The organism is Desulfovermiculus halophilus DSM 18834 (assembly GCF_000620765.1).
In the GTDB taxonomy this organism is placed as follows: domain Bacteria; phylum Desulfobacterota; class Desulfovibrionia; order Desulfovibrionales; family Desulfothermaceae; genus Desulfovermiculus; species Desulfovermiculus halophilus.
On sequence record NZ_JIAK01000007.1, the window covers coordinates 196,765 to 214,915 of the forward strand.

Consider the following 18,151-nt stretch of genomic DNA (forward strand, 5'->3'; position numbering starts at 1 on the left):
TCGCCCCTACAAACTGTGCGCAGGGCTTGGCCTCCAGGAAAGAAGTCGGCGGTTATGCGATCAAGAAACTTGCGCCGCTCAATCGGCAGGTTTTGGCGATATGGATGCCAGATGTGCAACATCCGTGAGGTCCCAGGCCAAGATGCCAAACGAGCAGCCTGTCCTTACACTTTTACCCGGGTTATGAGGTTCGAGTGTAGGGGCGAATAATCATTCGCCCTCTGTGTCTATGGTCATGCCCCGAACACAGGATGTAGCTTGTCCTTTGTCCAGTTCTGTGGGTTGGTCAGGATGTATTCCCGAATCATGTTCAAGTCGTCATCATTGCGGATGATATGTTCATAAAACCCACGCTGCCAAAGAGTCTTGAGTTCGGTGTGCCGACGAGCCCATGTGGTCACCCCGATTTTAAATCCCCGGATTATGGAGCCGAGAGTCTTTGACGTCCCAGCTGGTTGTGGTTTGTGGTGTACAGCATTCTTCCCATCACCATGCTCACATCCGACCACGGATCTTTTGATGTACAAAATGCCGTGGACATGATTGGGCATTATAACGAAAGCATCCAAAGCTGCATGGGGATAGTGAACTGGAATCTCTTCCCAGCAGTTGGCTGCGGTACGACCAAGAGCGTTTTTGTTCATCCGCTCGGCCGTAATTTTTCCGAACAAACATGCCCGGTTATGAGCACAAACGGTTACAAAATAGGCACCGGCCTGGGAATAGTCATAGCCAGGCAGGCGTATTGATCGGCGGTTGTGGATAGCTGGATTGTAGGGCATGTCCCATCCCGGCCGGACAAGAGGGCGAATGATTATTCGCCCCTACAAACTGTGCGCAGGGCTTGGCCTCCAGGAAAAAAGTCGGCGGTTATGCGATCAAGAAACTTGCGCCGCTCAATCGGCAGGTCCTGGCGATATGGATGCCAGATGTGTGATATCTGGGGGTCCCAGGCCAAGATGCCAAACGAGCAGCCTGTCCTTACACTTTTACCCGGGTTATGGGGTTCGAGTGCAGGGGCGAATGATTATTCGCCCCTACAAACTGTGCGCAAAGCTTGGCCTCCAGGAAAAAGTCGGCGGTTATGCGATCAAGAAACTTGCGCCGCTCAATCGGCAGGTCTTGGCGATATGGATGCCAGATGTGTGATATCTGGGGGTCCCAGGCCAAGATACCAAACGAGCAGCCTGTCCTTACACTTTTACCCGGGTTATGGGGTTCGAGTGTAGGGGCGAATAATCATTCGCCCTCTGTGCCTGGCCCTCTACTGCCAGGTCTTTAGCCGCCGCCACCAGGGATGCCTATTCTCCACCGCCTCCTGGATCCTGGGCAGGGCCTCCAGGGCCGCCTGTCGTCCGGATTCCAGCATCTCATCCAGTCTGTGCATCTCGTTCCAGCCCACGTCCTTGGTTTCCGGCTCAATAACCACGTCGGCATTGGCCGCCTGGGCCCGGCATAAATAGGAGAGGTTGATCTCTTCGGCCCGGATCATGATGTCCAGGGCGTTATGGATTGGTTCGTGAGGATTGATCCTGGGGGGAACGGACACAGCCACCAGGACGTTCTCCTCCAGGTCGTGGGCGTACTTGACCGGGACAGGGCAGCAGATGGCTCCGTCGCTGACCAGGGCACCGTCCATTTCCACCGGGGGCAGAAAACCGGGAATCGAGGAGCTGGCCAGGACGGCCTGAATCAGGCTCCCGGCGCACAGGGGCATGTCCTGTCCGGTGGTGATGTCCGTGGCCACGGCCACAAAGGGCAGCCGGCAGTACTGGAAGTCATGGATATGGATGAGCATTTCCAGGCACTGGATGAAACGGTCCGAGGAGAGGAGGGACATCCTGCTCTGGGCCATGTACAGGGCCAGGGTGTCCCGGATGCGGCAGGTGATCTGGTCCCAGAAGCTGGACTCCCGGCTGCCCTGGTGCATGAAGTTGGAAAAGGCCGATCCCTGGAAGGTATCGCTGGAGATGAGCTCCCGGAAGCGCTGATCCAGGACCTTGGCATCCATGGTCTCGGCAAACATGGCCCCGACAATGGCTCCTGCACTGGTCCCGGCGATCCGGCCGATCTCAAAGCCCTTTTCCTGCAGGACCTGGAGCACCCCGACGTGGGCCAGACCCTTGGCTCCGCCGTAGCTTAAGGCCAGGGAGATCTTGGGTGATGTTGAAGACATACTTGTGATTGTATGAAGTCTGCCAGGTAATGGCAAGGACCATAAGGTATTGGTCATCTCGCACCCATTTGTATCTAAAGACTTGACTGGAGATTTAATTCTCCTTACCTTGAGGTAAGGAGATTGATCATTTCAGGAGGACGTTATGCATGCAACTCTGACCAGCAAGGGGCAGATTACATTGCCCAAGGCCCTGCGGGAGAAGCTCAAGCTGTCTGCAGGGGACAGGGTGGAATTCATTGTTGATGATGAGCATTGTGCACGCCTGGTGGTCACAAACGTACCAGTGACCAGCTTGAAGGGCATGCTGCCCAAGCCCTCACAACCTGTTCCCCTGGAGGAGATGGACAAGGCTGTCCAGCAGGGAGCCCAAAACTTATGATTGGTCTGGACACCAATGTGCTGGTTAGGTATCTGACCCAGGATGATCCTGATCAGGCGGCCAGAGCTGGCCGGATTATTGAAACATGCTGCACAAAAGACGATCCCGGTCTTGTGAGCTTGGTTGTTCTTTGCGAGCTGGTCTGGGTTCTTCGCGGTGCCTATGGGTATGAAAAAAAATTGGTTATACAGGTGCTGGAACAGATTATGGCCATCAGTGAACTGCAGGTTGAAGCGGAAGATATAGCCAGGTCATCACTGACAGCCTTTCGACGAGGTCCGGCAGACTTTGCGGATTATGTGACTGTCATTTCAAACCGTGCCAGGGGAAGCACTGTCACGTACAGTTTTGATAAGAAACTGGCTGAGCACGACTATGTCCGGATACCATAACCTGCAGTGATCGATTTTACGGGAGAAATTCTTGGAACGAAGAAAGCAAGATCCAGGCAAGGAGGTAGTAGGGGCGAATAACCATACAGAATGGCACGTTATTCACAGCAAGCTAGAGTTCAGAGTCCATGATCAGGGCTATGCGTTCCCTCTCCAGGGGAATCAGATCCCCGGCCCGGCTGCCAAAGGCGTACACGATCTGCAGGTTGAAGCGCTCAGCCGGCTCGGCCCAAAAGGTTGGCATATCTCATGTACTCCCCTGCTCCACACGTTTGCATGGAGTGTTTTTGGGTATCAAATTGAAATAAAGTAATAGTATCATACCAGAGCATGTGCGGTGGATGCCGAACTTTATATGTTCAGGGCGAAGCGGACAGCCTGGCTTACAGCAGTCAGCTTGTCGGTCGGAAGGGTGGTAATGAGGGAACCGATTTGAGCCTTGGCAACTGTCTGCAAATGATCACAGTTCACTGCGCATTCTTTGGGCATGCCCTCTTCTTTGGATAAGAACACCTCAGACGGAATATCCCTGACGGTACTGGTAATAGGAGCGATGGTTACTTCTCCCAGATATTCAATGACAGAGCTTCGGGTTAGAATGAGCACCGGTCTTTTTTTGTCCGGTCGATAGAATGTATACCACCGAACCTCTCCACGTTTCATTCATCACCCCAGGCTTGTTCTGCTTCCCAGTCCGAGAATTCATCTGTTTGGACAGGATGGCGGAGGTAACCTTGGCGGTGCTTTTCCTCCAGACGTTGTTCTTCATACCGGACCAGGGCATCTCGCAGGGCCTGACGGGCAAAGGCGGAACGGGTTGTATGAAGCTCTTTTGAAATACGATCCACTGCTTGAACAAGCTCTTCGTCAAGGGTCATCTGTACGGTTTTCATACTATTGCTCCCATATGTGGATTGTTATAGCTATAATATTCTGCCCCTCAAGATGAGTCAACGAAGAAAAGAGGGCGACCACGCGTCTGCGCGTGGTTGCCCTGAGGGACCTGGAATAGCCACAATTTGCGATGTTTCGTGAATTTGGCGATCAAACCCCGATCCTCAGTGTAGGGGCAGTGCTGCGCGTCCTCGCGCAATGCCTGCCCTCTTTCTCTTCTTATCGCTCCCATGCTCTGCGTGGGAGCTTTCCTGACCGCTCCTGCGGTCTCTTTCTGGACGCCGGAGCGTCCAAAAGAGTTCCCACGCAGAGCGTGGGAACGATAAAAAAGATATGCCAAGCCATTAGAGCTGGAGTCAGTGGCATGAAATGGGGTGTACAGGGTGGTGACAAGAATTGTCAGCGGGAGGAGCTGATTCTGCCGGTTCAGGCCGAGCTGTATTAGGGAAGTGATTCAAGCATACGCTTTGGGGCTTTGAGCTGGACCGGTCAAAGACCGAGACCCAAAATATCGTGGGGAAACAAGTCGCTCGCGCCCTGGATGCGCTGGGCAATCCAGGCCGAGCAGGGTGGCCGGGGCTTGGCAAATATGGTTCCACCGAGCCAGCCGATCTCAAAGCCCTTTTCCTGCAAGACCTGGAGCACCCCGGCAGGGTTAGACCTTAGCTCCGCTGTAGTATAAAGCCATGGAAATATTTGGAGAAAATGCAAGCATCGTGGGTGTTGTAGGGAGTTTGATAAGTATTGTGGATGGGTTGTCTTATAGTGATCAGTTTTGGTCAGAACTTGATTGTACTCTACAGTGACTGGCAGCAATGCAGTTAAAAGATCGCTTCACGAACCAAAACTAATGTTCCGCCCAAGGTCAAAGCCTGCATTTTGCCAAGATTTTGGCTTTGATGATATTCTTGGTGGAGAAGAAAGAACTGAACTGCAGAGGCAAAGTGTTGAAGGGCTTGAATACCATTAGGAGCAGAGAAGGAATAGGCAGTGACAAAAATGTCAGTGGATGAAGTCTGTGCACACAGCAAATGTTTTTGTTAAGGTTTAAAAAAAGAAGGCGATGCATTTTATGCCCAAAAGTAATGCATCGCCTTCTTTTTATTGGTTAAAATTTGTAGGGTCGGGATCACTGTCTACACAATGAGTAATATCATTACTTTCTTGCATTCTTGAAATAGTAGAGTTCAGGTAGTACGCCTTATTCCCATTCTTATGAGATGTGCAGATCTCGTATCCATCTCCAGAATTAACTGTTTGAAAGTATGCTCGGACCCCTTCAGAAACTTCATAATCAGATACTGTATTTGTTGCATTACCACTTGATTCTGGGTAAGTCCCGTTGGATGCAAATTCAGACTCTAATGAGGTTACTAAGTTTCGAAGATCGCTTTGCGCAGCAGAATTATAGGCATTCGCCCTGTATTTGCTGAACTGCGGGATAGCAATAGCCGCCAAAATCCCGATAATAGCCACCACGATCAACAGTTCAACAAGGGTGAAGCCCTGGTCTTTGCGTTCTGGTAGTTGCATACGAATTCCTCCTCAAGTGTGATGGGTTGAAAAAGTGTTGTCCTTTTCTTTTTGAGTAGCAATGACTGTGCCGTTTGTTTTTCATTAGTGATGTCAGGCTGATAGGGGCGCAGCACGATGACTGTTGTGACAAAATGTGTCAATTGATGGTCGTTTTGTTGACACTGATTGTCAGTCGGGTGGTTAGAAGCCAGGCAGGGGGCGAAATGGGGCCTGAGGGATTCTTCAGTCGCTGCGCTCCTTCAGAATGACAAGAAGGGCAGAACGACAAGAGGGGCAGAACGACAAGAGGGGATCATCAGAACCCTCCTCCGGCGGGTCGCCATCCTTCTGATCGTGAGGCCGCGGATTCGAAGATGGTGATTGGCCCGGCTGTGCTTTCCACTGAGGATGGCATACCTATCGCTGCCTCGATATCTTTGTCATTCTGAGCGAGTCTGCGAGCGAAGAATCTCTGGTCAAAATGGATGATAGCCCCGGTTCTGTTTGCATGAACATACCGGGTGCATTTCATAAGTAGGACGCGGTTGCCCTCAACCGCTGTCCACTTTTTATCGTTCCCACGCTCTGCGTGGGAACTCTTTTGGACGCTCCGGCGTCCAGAAACAGACCGCGGGAGCTATAAGTAAAAGAATGGCATCCTGCCGGATGGCTGGGATAATCCAAATCGAAATCGGGATCGCTATCGAAATCGAAAGAATATGTCATTCGGTGCAGGAGGACCCCTCAGTTTATGGATACCGATCCCGATAGCGATATCGATCCCGAAGAACGAAAATCCCAACCAAACGGATATACTGGACGCTTATTCTTCGTGCCAGTCTTTTTTCCTGCCCGCGCCCTTCCCGCAGATTTGCGAACCAGGACCAAAATAGGTATGACCGGACGCACGGAAAACTCCTCGGACGCTTAGCGCCCAAACCAGGGACCGCATGAGCGGTCGTAGACGTTTCCACGCGGAGCATGGAAACGATAAACTCCCTGAATCTGGAATCATCAACCAAGGACCGTCAATGTCAGCGCAGACACCACCCACAGAACCCATCCCGGACGACCCGCTCACCCCGACCCTGGCCACCCTGCCCAACGGCCTGCAGGTCCTGGCCCTGCAGGATCATCGCTTCCCATTGATCGCCATGCGGCTGTATATTCATGCCGGAGCCGCCTACGAACGGGACGAAGAGGCCGGGATCAGCCATCTTTTGGAGCACATGGCCTTCAAGGGCGAGGCCGAGGTGGCCAATGCGGCCCAGCGCATCGAGGATGTGGGCGGAGCGCTGAACGCGGCCACCGGCTATGATCACACGGTGTACATGGTGGATGTGCCCAGCAGCGAATGGGCCCTGGGGCTGGAGGTCCTGGCCGATCTGGGCCTGAACCAGGGCGAGATCCTGGAAGATGAGCTGGAGACGGAAAAGCAGGTTGTTCTCTCTGAACTGGAGCGCAATCAAGACCACCCGCGGGCGCGGATGTTCGAGCTCTTGCAGCAGAGAGTCTGGGCCGGTACCCCGTACCAGCGGCCCGTGATCGGATACAGGGAAACCATCCAGGGCTTTGCAGCCCAGGATATCCGGGATTATCTGGACCGTCTGTATCATCCCCAGGCCATGCTGCTGGTGGTCTGCGGCGATTTCCAGCCCCGGGTTCTTTCCAAACAGATCATGGACCAGTTCGGGACCAGATTCGGCACCCAGGCCGTGCTGCCCCGGGCCGGGGACGTTGACGTGGGCAATGCCAACGCTCCCGGAATGTGCATTGAACGCACGTCTTGGAACAAGGCCTATCTGGGCATCGGGTTTCTCACCCCGGGGATGAACTCTGTGTGGACCCCGGCCCTGGAGGTCCTGTCCTATATACTGGGCGGGCATCGCTCCTCGCGCTGGTATATGCGCTACAAGGAAGAGCTGGGGGTGGTGGACGATATCTCGGTGGAATCGATCCAGCTGGAAGGGGCCGGGATGCTTCTGGTCCAGGTCCAGATGGAGGCGGACCAGGTCCTCGATTTCTGGAAGCACTGGGTCCGGGATTTGGCAGCTTTGCCCCAGGCCGAGTTTACATCGGAGGAGCTGGAACGGGCCAAGCTCAACCTGGAGGACGGGCTGCTGCAGACCAAGGAGACCCTGGCCGGGCTGTGCTCCAAGCTGGGGTATTTTCAGTTTTTCGACGGACAGGTTCAGGCCGAAGAACGGTATGTCCATCAGCTGCAGCGGATAAGTGCCCGGGATATGCAGGAAACGATACAGGGCTTTCTCCGGCCTGATCGCCTGCAGGCCTGCTGTATCCTGCCTGAGCAGACCGAGCTGACGGAAGCTGACTTCCTGTCCATGGTCCATGGCAGCGAATCCGGAAATGCACCGGAGGTGTCCGGCAGGAGAACGCGCAGAGCGGGCAGGGAAGAGCCCAGGATTGTGGATGTCGGCACCCAGGGCAAAATGGTGGTCCAGGTGGATCGGACCCTGCCGTATACAGCTCTGGACCTGAGTTTTCTGGGCGGGGACATGCTCATCTCCCCCCAGGAACAGGGGCTGAGCTTTTTGCTGGCCAAGACCCTGATGCGGGGGACCGCGGCCTGGAACGCGGCCCGCATCCAGTCCTTTCTTTCGTCCAGGGCCGCGTCTCTTAATGCCCACGCCGGCAGGGATCAGCTGGCCGTGGCCTCCAAGTTTCCATCCCGGTTTACCGGGGACATGACCGGGATGATATCCGAGATCCTGGCCCGGCCGGCCTTCGGACCGGAGGACACGGCCAAGGCCGTTGCCGAGCAGCAGGCCCAAATCGCGGCCATGACCGACCATCCCATGGGCACATTGTCCCGGGAGGTCTTCCCTTTTCTGTTCCCCGGCCATTTCCTGGGGTATTACATGCTGGGCCGTTCCGATGAGCTGTCGGGATACACCCCGGACCGTCTGTCCAGGCTCTGGGCCAGGCAGAAGGAGTGTCCCTGGGTGCTCAGTGTGTGCGGAGATTGCGATCCAAAACAGTTTGAAGAGTGGGCGGCCACATTGCCGGGGCAGGCGCAGGCCGATTGGCAGGCGTGGAAGGTCCCGGCTCCGAGATGGAACGAGCAGCGCACCCTGCATCTGCCCCTGAACGACCGCCAGCAGGCCCACCTCTTGGTGGTCTTTCCCATCCCCGGCCTGGCCCATGCCTCGAACGCCGCGATATCGCTGCTGAAAAAGATCCTGGCCGGGCAGAACGGCATTTTATTCCGCGAGCTCCGGGACAGACGGGGGCTGGGATACACCGTGGCCCCCATGCTCTGGCGCATCCCCCAGGTGGGGTTTTTGGCCTTTTATATCGGAACGACCCCGGGCGGGGTGGAGCCGGCCAAGGAAGGATTCGCCCAGGTGGTGGACATGGTCCAGGAGGGGCAGTTGACCGACCGGGATCTGATCCGGGCTCAGCGGCTTCTGGAGGTTGAGTATTACCGGGAGCGGCAGGCCCTGGGAGGGAGGTGCGGGGAAGCCGCGGATCTTTTGATCTACGACCTGGGATTGGACTACTTTCAGTCCATGCTCACCCAGAGCCGGGGGACGAAAATGGAGGAGATCCAGGCCGCAGCCAGAGAATATCTGGATTGGGACCGGGCGTACAGCATTGTGCTGAGTGATTAATGAAATGCTGGGATGCCGGGATTTCTGAGACCGCAGGAGCGGTCAAAAGAGTTCCCACGCAGAGCGTGGGAACTCTAAAAAGAGGGCAGGCATTGCGCGAGGACGCGCAGCACTGCCCCTACACTGAGAGTCCTGGTTGTTCGACAACTCTTCGAAATATTTGGAGTTATAATGTTCCTCTGGCCCTCCGGGTAGGGGCAACCCTGAGTGGTTGCCCTCTTCTCCCCTCGGACGCTCCGCGTCCACCCAGAGACCGCAGGAGCGGTCAAAAAAATCTCCCACGCAGAGCGTGGGAGCGATAAATAAAACCAGTAACTGATAACTGATAACAGATAACGATCACCACACAATCCCACAACCCTGACCGCTTTACTCATCTCTCTCCCCCAGCGCCCATTCCAACAACGTCAATGCCTCATGATTGCCCGGCTGAACCCCAAGGCTCCTGCGGATCAGGCTCTCGGCCACTTCCGGGTCGTCTCCCTGCTCCAGGGTCAGGCGGGCCAGAAGGCGCAATGCCTCCGGATCCTGGGGCGCAGCCACCAAGGCCTGATGCAGGCAGCTCCGGGCCCGGTCACTGTTTCCGGCCTTCCAGGCCAGGCGGCCCAGAACCCGATGGGCGGCCCCCAGATTCGGGGCTGCTTCAGCGGCCTGACGGCAATACTCTGCGGCCTGCTCCAGGTTTCCGTCCTCTTCCGCCATCTGCCCCAGACGCAGGAGGGAGTAGCTGTGGCCGGGCATGAGGTCCAGACAGCGCTGAAAACAGGCCCTGGCCTCCTCCCTTTCTTGAAGCCTGAGGCATACATATCCGTAATTGTATTCAGCCATGTAGCTGTCCGGGTGCAGGTCCAGGATGCGCCGGAACTCGATGCAGGCCGCATTGAACTCTCCGACCCGGGCCAGGCAGATGGCCAAAGAGTTGCGGGCCAAGAGATTGTCCTGGTTCAAAAGAAGGGCCCGGTTGTAGGCGTCCATGGCCTGGCGCAGCTCATTGCGGGCGAAAGCCCGATCTCCCTGCAGGGTCACGGTGGTGGTGTCGAAAACAGCCACGCGCGGGGTGGTCAAGAGCAGGGCGTGCTCCAGGGCCTGCTTGGCCAGGTCCAGGATTTCGCCCCGGGTGGCATCCAGGCAGGGATAGTACCCAATGCCGGCAGCTGTTTCGGATCGTACTCCCTCCGGCAGAGCGGCCAGGATATCCCCCAGGGCGTCTGAGGTTTCCTGGGGGCCTTGTTCGGGAAGATACAGGATCAGGGTGTTCAGCCCGTATCTGGCGATCAGGCCGGAAGAAGGAAGGGCGTAAAGAGATGAGAGCAGGGAATGGACAACATCCCAGAGCCGGGAAGGGGGAGTGCTGATCAGGTTCAGGGTGAAGGCGGAAATCTGGGTGCGGGCAACGGCAAAACGAGAGAAGAACTCGTCCAGATTGGATATAAGCTGCACCTGGCTTTCGGGGAGAGGCCGGGCCTGGCCTTCCTCGCTCTGCAAGGCGTATCGGTCCAGCTTGTCGATCATCTCCACCCTGTCTCCGGGATGCACCGATCCTTCCGCGGCTGCGGGAAGAATCATCTCGGCCAGGCTGGAAGAATCCTCCACCTGAATCAGGCGGAATTCGGTTCGCTGTCCCGGGGTGTCTTCCGCCCCAGGGGACTGGAGTTGAAAATGCAGGCCTGTTCTGGCCCGGTGCTCTGAGCCCAGGTCTATGCGCACCCGGGAGGACGAAACCAGGTCTGTGATCCGGCCGCAGCTGTTGAGGATGTCCGCCGGAATGACGCAATCCTTGCGTTCCAGATCCAGGGCCCGTTGCTGTCCTTTGCGGGCCAGGTCCAGTAGGTGTCTGGCCTGCTCTTCGGCGTCCGCCCGCAGCTCCTGACCGGAGAGGTCCTGGGGAAAGCAGGCGCCGCCCATGCTGATCTCGATTTGAAGCTGGGCCTTGCTTACGGGGTGGGCAAAACGCAGATCCCGAACGGCCTGAGCTATCTGCTCAGCCCGGGCTTTCAGGCGCTGGGGACCGACACCGGGCAAAAGCACGCCGAACGAATCTTCCGGGAGCCTGGAGACCAGACTCTGCGCGCCGGCTGCCTCGTGTATGGCCTGGGCCGCCTTTTGGAGGATGCTGTCCCCGAAGGCGTAGCCCCCGTTGCGGTTCAGGCCGGACATATTTTGAATATCTACGATCAAGAGGCCGAAATCTGGACGTCGGCCCGGGTCTTCCACTGATCCGAGCCCGGGCTGGAGAAAGCCGGCCATTTCCTGGATCTGCCGGCATATGCCCTGGATAAGGGTTTCCTGGCGCAGGACCCCGGTGAGGGGATCGGAACTGAGCCGGAGCTCCAGCTCCAAGGTCTGCAGGCAGGGAGTGAGCAGATGGGGCAAAATCGTCAGCAGGGGCCGGGCCTCGCTCGGTGAGACCCCGGTTATCCGGAGCATGCCCATGCGCCTTTCTGCATGGAGCAGGGGAATGAGCAGGACGTCCCTGTCCAGGGTCGCGCTCTCCTGGTCAGAAGATGGTGGATGTCGATGTCCTGATTGAGGGGGGAAATACAGGCTGGCGGAGGAAAAGGACAGGATCGGCCGGAGGAAGCTCTGAAGCCGGTCTTCTTCCCTGATCAGGTGTTCCGGACGCAGTGTCGGCATGAAGGCGCGGACTCCTTGGGAAAAGATTTGGGAATGAACGATTTGTAATTGACCCGGTTCGGTTGTGCAAGAGTGACGGAACAACCGGTTTTTGGACCCAGCCTGTGAATTTTTGCCCTTTGCCATCTGTTCTGGGTGTCCACCTCCTGTTTTTTGCTTGATCACCAGGCCGAATCTCCGTAGTCTGTTGGGTTCATAATTCTGGTTCTTTGGCGTAGCCTGTGGATTTTTGGAGTTTGCCATCTCTTCTGTGTGCCCACTTTCGGCCCGGTATTTTCTAAGCCCCGCCAAAGGGGGATCCCTGCCCCCTCCCGGCTACTCACGTGCGGATCACTGCTTTCTGTGTGACTAAAGCTTATCATACACGTGAGTGCCGGGTGGCGGGACCAAGAAAATGTGCGGGCCTGCCGCTTACGGCACACAGAAGAGACGGCAAACTCTTAGGTATGCAATTCCACTTTCTGTGTCGAAGAGCCATAATTCTGTTTAGGAGGTGAGGCGATGGAGAACAATCCTGTCCTGCAGGCTATATCCGAACGCCGGAGCATTCGCCGGTTTACACCGGCACCAGTGTCTGGAGATCAGATCCGGAGCATTCTGGAGGCCGGACGCTGGGCACCCAGCGGGCTGAACAACCAGCCGTGGCGGTTCCTGGTTGTCAGGGCCGGCGATCCCAGGCAGGCTGCGCTGGCCCGGCACACCAAGTACGGCAGGATCATCACCGATGCCCAGGTCCTTGTCGTGGTTGTGGCTGATACAAAGGTCATGTACAGTGCAACCAAGGATCATCAGAGTGTGGGAGCCTGCATACAGAATATGCTTCTGGCCCTCCATGCCCAAGGGCTGGGCGGTGTCTGGCTGGGCGAGATTCTAAATCAGGAAGAGCAGGTGCTCCAGGAGCTTGACCTGTCTTCCGGACCCTATGAACTCATGGCAGTGGTGGCCCTGGGACATCCGGCCCAAGAGGGAGCCTCCCGGAGGAAACCGCTGAGCGAACTGCTTTTGGAGGATTTTGAATGATAGATGTGCATGCCTTCCCATTGGGACCGCTGCAAACCAATTGCTTTGTGGCAGTCAACGGATCCAAAGCCCTGGCCATCGATCCGGGGGGAGATCCAACGGATGTGGTCGGATTTTTAAGCTCCAGAGGCCTGAGCCTGGAGGCCATCGTCAATACCCACTTCCATTTCGACCATATCCTGGGCAACACCGCCCTGCAGGAAGCCACCAAGGCACCCATATACGGCCCCAAGGACGACGACTTCCTGCTCAAGGCTCAGGAAGGCGGCGGTGGAATGATGGGCTTTCCCAAGGTCCCGTCCTTTGAATATCAACCCCTGGAGCCCGGAGAGCACGAGTTCGTTGGAGACAGATGCGTGGTCATGCATACCCCCGGGCATACCCCGGGGAGCATGTCCCTGTATTTTGCAGACAGCAAGGTCTTGTTCGTCGGGGACCTCATTTTCCAGGGCTCCATCGGGCGGACCGATTTTCCCGGCGGAAGCCTGGAAACCCTGCTCCAAGGGGTGAGGGAAAAGGTGTTCACCCTTCCGGGGGAGACCGTCATCTATCCCGGACACGGCCCTCAGACCACGGTGGAGAGTGAAAAACAGTACAATCCCTTTTTCCGGGAGGGGGCATTTTTCTAAGCCGGGAGCGGATGCGGGATCAGCTGCGCAGTGTTTGGGGACGGGCGATGGAGACCAGGCGCTGTCTGAACTGCGCCAGACCCATCTTGAGAACTCAATGCGCCGACGGCCTGTGCCCGGAATGCGATCTGGAGCTGCAGCCCAGGCCAGGAGGGTTCTGCCCCAGGTGCGGCCGACTGTACGCCATGGAGGAGTCCGCTCCCTATCTGTGCGCCGGGTGCAGGCAGGCCGTTCCGGGCTGGGACGCGTTCGGCTTTTTAAAGCAGTATTCCGGTGCGTTGCGGGAGATGATCCTGGATTTTAAGTTTCATGCCCGCTTTGAACGGCGCAGGACCCTGCGCATTCTGCTCGGGCGGGCGTATGGCTTCCATTTTCAGGATGCGCCAAGCCCGGATTGTATCCTGCCCGTCCCTCTGCACCCGGTCCGGCTCAGGGAGCGGGGATTCAACCAGAGTTTGGAGCTGGCCCGGGGGTTGAGCCGGGGAGGGGTTGCTCCTCTGCGGCCCGATGCCCTGCTCAGGGTCCGCCAAACAAAGGCCCAAAGCGGACTTGAGCGCAAGGAGCGGGTGGCCAACCTCCGCGGGGCCTTTCGGGCCGATCCTGCCCAGGTCGGGGGACGGCATGTCCTTGTGGTGGACGATGTGAGCACCACCGGAACCACTCTGGCTGAGTGCGCACAGGCCTTGCGGCGGGCAGGAGCCGTGCGGGTGGACGGTCTTGTCCTGGCTGTGGCGGATGGATGAAGAAAACTCTTGACTTTTGCCCTGGATAGGGGATAAAAGGCGTATTTTACTTTTTGCGGAGGTGGCCTATGTATGCGATAGTGAATACAGGAGGCAAACAATACAAGGTCCAGGAAGGACAGACCATTGAGGTGGAAAAGCTTCCGGCCGATGTCGGCTCGGAGGTGGTCCTGGATCAGGTATTATTTGTCAATTCCGATCAGGGTGTGAAGGTAGGAAATCCCCTTGTCCAGGCCAAGGTGACCTGTGAGGTCTTAGACCAGGCTCGGGACCGAAAGGTGGTTATATTCAAGCACAAGAAACGCAAGGACTACCGGCGCAAGGCCGGGCACAGGCAGCCGTATACTGTGCTCAGGGTCAAGGCCATAGAAGTCTAGGACGGAGGAGAGTATGGCACACAAAAAAGCCGGAGGAAGTTCCCGCAACGGACGGGACAGTATAGGCCAAAGGCGCGGTGTGAAACGCTTCGGTGGAGAACAGGTCAGGGCCGGCAATATCCTGGTCCGCCAATTGGGGACCAAGATCCATCCCGGGGAAAATGTCGGGTTGGGCAAAGACTACACAATTTTTTCCAAGATCGACGGATACGTGCAGTTCGAGAAGTACACCCGCAAGCGGAAGCAGAAAACCAGGATCAATGTGGTCCCTGCGGAATAGATTGCCATCGGACCAAGAAGACGGAAAGGGCAGGAGGCAGGCAGTCTTCTGCCTTTTTTTTCGTTTTCTTAACACGGCAGCGACACTTTGATATGGCCTTGCCGGAGATTGGCCCGTGGCCACGATTTTGGCCGACGTATCCACGGCTCGTTCCGGGCGGTCGGCCCTCACTGCATTATGACCGCGTTTACCAGTCTGTTTGGGGGCTTTTGAATTTGTGAGGACCGACCGCTTATCCTCCACTTCGCCAGGAAACGTTACCGGCCGGAAATCGAAAAGCCACGGACCAATCCCCGGCTTCGACCAAGGACACTGTGAGTTCAGGAAAATGTCGCTGTAGAGTTAAGTGGGGAGCGGAATGCGTTTTATCGATGAAGCCGTGATCACCATTCGATCCGGCAAGGGCGGGAACGGCTGTGTGTCGTTCCGCAGGGAGAAGTACGTCCCCAAGGGAGGTCCGGACGGAGGAGACGGCGGACGGGGCGGAAACGTTTTGATCCGAGCTTCATCCACCAAGCTTACCTTGTACGATCTGCGCCTGAAGCGAATGTACGCCGCAGAAAACGGCCAGCCGGGACAGGGACGGGACAAATGCGGCCGGGCCGGACAGGATATGGTTATCGAGGTCCCTCCGGGCACGGTGGTCAAGCTGCTGGGGGAAAACGGCCGGGAAGAAACCCTCTGTGATCTGCTCAACCCGGGCGAGGAATATGTAGCGGCCTGGGGAGGCCGGGGAGGCAAGGGAAATACCCATTTCAAGTCATCGACCATGCGCACGCCCCGCTTTGCCCAACCCGGAGAAGAGAGCGAAGAAAAGCGGCTGCGGCTGGAGCTCAAGCTTTTGGCTGATGTAGGGCTTATCGGTCTGCCCAATGCCGGCAAGTCAACCCTGATTTCCGCGATCTCTGCGGCCAGGCCCAAGATTGCCGCCTACCCCTTCACCACCCTTGTTCCCCAGCTGGGGGTGATTACCAATGACCTGGGACAACAGATGGTGGTGGCCGATATTCCGGGACTGATAGAAGGCGCCCATCAGGGGCAGGGACTGGGGGACAGGTTTTTAAAGCATGTCCAGCGGACCCAGCTGCTGGTCCATATGCTCAGTGTCGAGGATATGGACATGGAGGATCCCTGGGCCGGATATGCCTTGATCAATGCCGAGCTGGAGCAATACGATCCGGAATTGGCGGGCAAACCGCAGGTCTGGGTCGCGAGCAAGATCGATCTTTTGCCCCCCGAGCAGCTTCAGGCCCTGCAGTCCCGGGCCTCGCGGGAGGGGCGGGAGATTTACTTCCTGTCCTCCCTGACCGGAGATGGCCTGGACGAATTGGTTCAGGCTTTGTGGGCTAGACTGGGTGCTTTGGGCGTTTGCCCTCAAGTGTAAATGAACTGATTTGCAGCTCATATTGGTAGGCAAAGGAGCCGATGATGGCGGTTGGAGATTCAACCCTGGATTGGATCAGGTGGAGAGATCAGGTCCTGGAATCGGCCAGACTGGTGGTCATCAAGGTGGGCAGTGCAGTGCTCACCTCGGAGCAGGGACTGGATCTGCGGGTGGTCAATCGTCTGGCAGACCAGATCGCCGCCTTGCACGATCAGGGCCGGGACGTCATCCTGGTTTCTTCTGGAGCTGTTGCCGCGGGGCGTGGGTTTTTGTTCACTGCCGGAGAGCAATTGTCCCTTCCGGAAAAGCAGGCAGCTGCGGCAGTCGGGCAGAGCCGTCTGATGCACAGCTACGACGAGGCCTTTGAGCGCTACAACAAGGTCACGGCCCAGATACTGCTCACCCGGGACGATCTGCGCAGCAGGCATCGTTTTCTCAACGCCAGGAATACCTTTGCCACCTTGCTGGAAAGCGGTGTCATTCCGGTGGTCAACGAAAACGACACCGTGGTGGTCCGGGAGCTCAAGTTCGGAGACAACGATCTCCTGGCCAGCCTGCTTTTGAACGTGGTCAAGGCGGATCTGTTCATTAGCTTGACCACAGCCGACGGGGTCTACTCCGGGAACCCGGAGCTGGATGCCGATGCAGAGAAGTATGCGTGCATTCAGGACATTAAGGACGTTGACATTCGGGCCACGTGTCAGGGCTCGACCAACTCAGGATCCGGAGGCATGCACAGCAAGCTCCTCTCGGCCAGGCGGGCCTCACAGCTTGGGGTGCCCACCCTGATAGTGTCCGGAAAGGTGCCGTTTGTATTGGAAAAGGTCTTTGCCGGACACGAGCTGGGAACCTGGGTCATGCCTGAAGAGCGGGCCATTCCCAGGCGCAAGTATTGGCTGGCCTACAATCTGGATCCGTTGGGCGAGGTGATCGTGGATGCCGGGGCCAGGGATGCCCTGATCATGGGGGGGAAAAGCCTGTTGCCCATCGGGGTCCAGGCTGTCCAGGGCTGCTTCGAGCCAGGGGATCTGATCCGCATTGTAGACCCCAACGGCCGGGAGCTGGGGCTTGGACTGTGCAACTTCAGCTCCGAAGAGCTGACCAAGATCTGTGGGTGCAAAAGCTCGGATATAGACGCGATTCTAAACACCCGGATCAGGCACAGAGAGGCGGTACACAGAGACAATCTGCTCCTGGATGCCGCTCATTAGAGACGGCAAGCTCTTACGCACGATATTCCACTTCCTATGACGAAGAGCCCATTGGCCTGGCACTGCACATCGACAGCCTGGCGGAAAGGTGAGGACGGCGGGTGCCCGTGCCCAGGGCCAGCCCTGAAGGGTGGAAAAATTGGACATCGGTTGAGGGCAGCCGTGTCTTTCGTTCGAACCATACCCGGCTCTTTAAGCAGACCATTTTTATCTTACTGATTTTACAGGACAAAACAATTTTTAGAAAGAAATAAAAATTTGTCGTTGACAAGGAAGGGCTGTTTCCGTAAAACCTCTCCTTGCGCCGACGGGGAACGCCTCAGTCGGGACAGCCGATCTTTTCCAGGGTTTTGGATGGAGCTGAGCGCGAGAGCGGTCAGTTTAAGTCGAGCGGTCAGTATTTTTTCAAGCCAAGGGTTGAAAGGATATTGACAGGAAAAGAGAGTTCAGATAGGCTTTACGTCTTCTGGACGCAAGGTCTTTGACAATTAAATAGTGAGTTGGGTGATAGAGAATAGCCAGCAATCCTGAAGGCTAAATGGCCGGAAGGAATTCGCGTTTTTAACATGAGAGTTTGATCCTGGCTCAGAATGAACGCTGGCGGCGTGCCTAACACATGCAAGTCGAGCGAGAAATCATGCTTCGGCGTGAGAGTACAGCGGCGGACGGGTGAGTAACGCGTGGATAACCTACCCGGAGATCTGGGATAACCCTGCGAAAGCGGGGCTAATACCGGATAGTCCCCTCACTCACTTTGTCGATGGATGGTCAAGTCCGAGGATATTGAATTCGATGGAATTCAGGTTTTTGGTAGCATCATCCGTATACAAAGTGAGTGAGGGGTAAAGGTGGCCTCTGCTTCAAGCCATCGTCTCCGGATGG

General features: G+C 56.6%; 18 protein-coding genes and 1 rRNA gene. 12 read left to right on the forward strand and 7 right to left on the reverse strand.

From position 1 onward, the window contains the following. Positions 1 to 233: 233 nt before the first annotated feature. Positions 234 to 782, reverse strand: a complete 549-nt coding sequence (locus tag N902_RS0104555) for a transposase (RefSeq protein WP_027369977.1) — start codon at positions 780 to 782, stop codon at positions 234 to 236. A 241-nt stretch (positions 783 to 1,023) separates the two neighbouring features. Between N902_RS0104555 and N902_RS20485 the strand changes: the two genes are divergently transcribed. After that, positions 1,024 to 1,149: a hypothetical protein gene (locus N902_RS20485; protein ID WP_279614645.1), complete on the forward strand. Its 126-nt coding sequence runs from the start codon at positions 1,024 to 1,026 to the stop codon at positions 1,147 to 1,149. 115 nt (positions 1,150 to 1,264) lie between these two features. Here the strand turns inward: N902_RS20485 and N902_RS0104565 are convergent, their stop codons facing one another. Beyond that, positions 1,265 to 2,176 (reverse strand): patatin-like phospholipase family protein, encoded by a 912-nt coding sequence (locus tag N902_RS0104565; RefSeq protein ID WP_027369978.1) that lies wholly within the window; start codon positions 2,174 to 2,176, stop codon positions 1,265 to 1,267. 145 nt (positions 2,177 to 2,321) lie between these two features. On the opposite strand from N902_RS0104565, the gene N902_RS0104570 reads away from it, so the two are divergent. After that, positions 2,322 to 2,558 (forward strand): AbrB/MazE/SpoVT family DNA-binding domain-containing protein, encoded by a 237-nt coding sequence (locus N902_RS0104570; protein ID WP_027369979.1) that lies wholly within the window; start codon positions 2,322 to 2,324, stop codon positions 2,556 to 2,558. Continuing rightward, on the forward strand, positions 2,555 to 2,950 hold the full coding sequence (locus N902_RS0104575) for a PIN domain-containing protein (RefSeq protein WP_027369980.1): 396 nt from the start codon (positions 2,555 to 2,557) through the stop codon (positions 2,948 to 2,950). Before N902_RS0104570 ends, N902_RS0104575 begins: the two co-directional genes overlap by 4 nt. 112 nt (positions 2,951 to 3,062) lie before the next feature. Here N902_RS0104575 and N902_RS20490 read toward each other — a convergent pair whose 3' ends face one another. The 4 genes from N902_RS20490 to N902_RS19095 all read right to left on the reverse strand — a co-directional run bounded on the left by N902_RS20490 (position 3,063) and on the right by N902_RS19095 (position 5,377). After that, positions 3,063 to 3,194: a hypothetical protein gene (locus N902_RS20490; protein ID WP_279614646.1), complete on the reverse strand. Its 132-nt coding sequence runs from the start codon at positions 3,192 to 3,194 to the stop codon at positions 3,063 to 3,065. A gap of 107 nt (positions 3,195 to 3,301) precedes the next feature. Further along, positions 3,302 to 3,613, reverse strand: a complete 312-nt coding sequence (locus N902_RS0104585) for a type II toxin-antitoxin system PemK/MazF family toxin (RefSeq protein ID WP_027369981.1) — start codon at positions 3,611 to 3,613, stop codon at positions 3,302 to 3,304. Then, positions 3,610 to 3,843: a ribbon-helix-helix domain-containing protein gene (locus N902_RS0104590; RefSeq protein ID WP_027369982.1), complete on the reverse strand. Its 234-nt coding sequence runs from the start codon at positions 3,841 to 3,843 to the stop codon at positions 3,610 to 3,612. The genes N902_RS0104585 and N902_RS0104590 overlap by 4 nt, the downstream gene beginning before the upstream one ends. A gap of 1,102 nt (positions 3,844 to 4,945) precedes the next feature. Next, entirely contained in the window at positions 4,946 to 5,377 is a 432-nt protein-coding gene (locus N902_RS19095; RefSeq protein ID WP_084287772.1) for a type IV pilin protein, read from the reverse strand. A 1,013-nt stretch (positions 5,378 to 6,390) separates the two neighbouring features. Here N902_RS19095 and N902_RS16395 point away from each other — a divergent pair. Beyond that, positions 6,391 to 8,991, forward strand: coding sequence for a M16 family metallopeptidase (locus N902_RS16395; protein WP_051564291.1), 2,601 nt, complete (start codon positions 6,391 to 6,393; stop codon positions 8,989 to 8,991). Between the two features lie 369 nt (positions 8,992 to 9,360). Here N902_RS16395 and N902_RS0104620 read toward each other — a convergent pair whose 3' ends face one another. After that, complete coding sequence (locus tag N902_RS0104620; protein ID WP_027369984.1) at positions 9,361 to 11,625, reverse strand: diguanylate cyclase domain-containing protein; 2,265 nt, start codon at positions 11,623 to 11,625, stop codon at positions 9,361 to 9,363. Positions 11,626 to 12,126: 501 nt separating this feature from the next. On the opposite strand from N902_RS0104620, the gene N902_RS0104625 reads away from it, so the two are divergent. The 8 genes from N902_RS0104625 to N902_RS0104660 form a co-directional block, all read left to right on the forward strand. Further along, positions 12,127 to 12,645: a nitroreductase family protein gene (locus N902_RS0104625; protein ID WP_027369985.1), complete on the forward strand. Its 519-nt coding sequence runs from the start codon at positions 12,127 to 12,129 to the stop codon at positions 12,643 to 12,645. Beyond that, complete coding sequence (locus N902_RS0104630; RefSeq protein ID WP_208596261.1) at positions 12,642 to 13,274, forward strand: MBL fold metallo-hydrolase; 633 nt, start codon at positions 12,642 to 12,644, stop codon at positions 13,272 to 13,274. The genes N902_RS0104625 and N902_RS0104630 overlap by 4 nt, the downstream gene beginning before the upstream one ends. Positions 13,275 to 13,321: 47 nt before the next feature. Continuing rightward, positions 13,322 to 14,017 carry a ComF family protein gene (locus tag N902_RS16400; protein WP_034621611.1) on the forward strand — a complete coding sequence of 232 codons (696 nt, stop codon included), beginning with the start codon at positions 13,322 to 13,324 and terminating at the stop codon, positions 14,015 to 14,017. Between the two features lie 68 nt (positions 14,018 to 14,085). Beyond that, positions 14,086 to 14,394 (forward strand): 50S ribosomal protein L21, encoded by a 309-nt coding sequence (gene rplU, locus N902_RS0104640; protein WP_027369987.1) that lies wholly within the window; start codon positions 14,086 to 14,088, stop codon positions 14,392 to 14,394. A 13-nt stretch (positions 14,395 to 14,407) separates the two neighbouring features. Next, positions 14,408 to 14,674 (forward strand): 50S ribosomal protein L27, encoded by a 267-nt coding sequence (gene rpmA / locus N902_RS0104645; protein WP_027369988.1) that lies wholly within the window; start codon positions 14,408 to 14,410, stop codon positions 14,672 to 14,674. Between the two features lie 358 nt (positions 14,675 to 15,032). Continuing rightward, positions 15,033 to 16,058 carry a GTPase ObgE gene (gene obgE, locus N902_RS16405; protein ID WP_034621558.1) on the forward strand — a complete coding sequence of 342 codons (1,026 nt, stop codon included), beginning with the start codon at positions 15,033 to 15,035 and terminating at the stop codon, positions 16,056 to 16,058. Between the two features lie 65 nt (positions 16,059 to 16,123). Beyond that, a complete protein-coding gene (gene proB, locus N902_RS0104655) occupies positions 16,124 to 17,269 on the forward strand; it encodes a glutamate 5-kinase (protein ID WP_425246476.1) in 1,146 nt (381 codons plus the stop codon). 562 nt (positions 17,270 to 17,831) lie between these two features. Next, positions 17,832 to 18,151, forward strand: a 16S ribosomal RNA gene (locus N902_RS0104660); the annotation flags it as partial.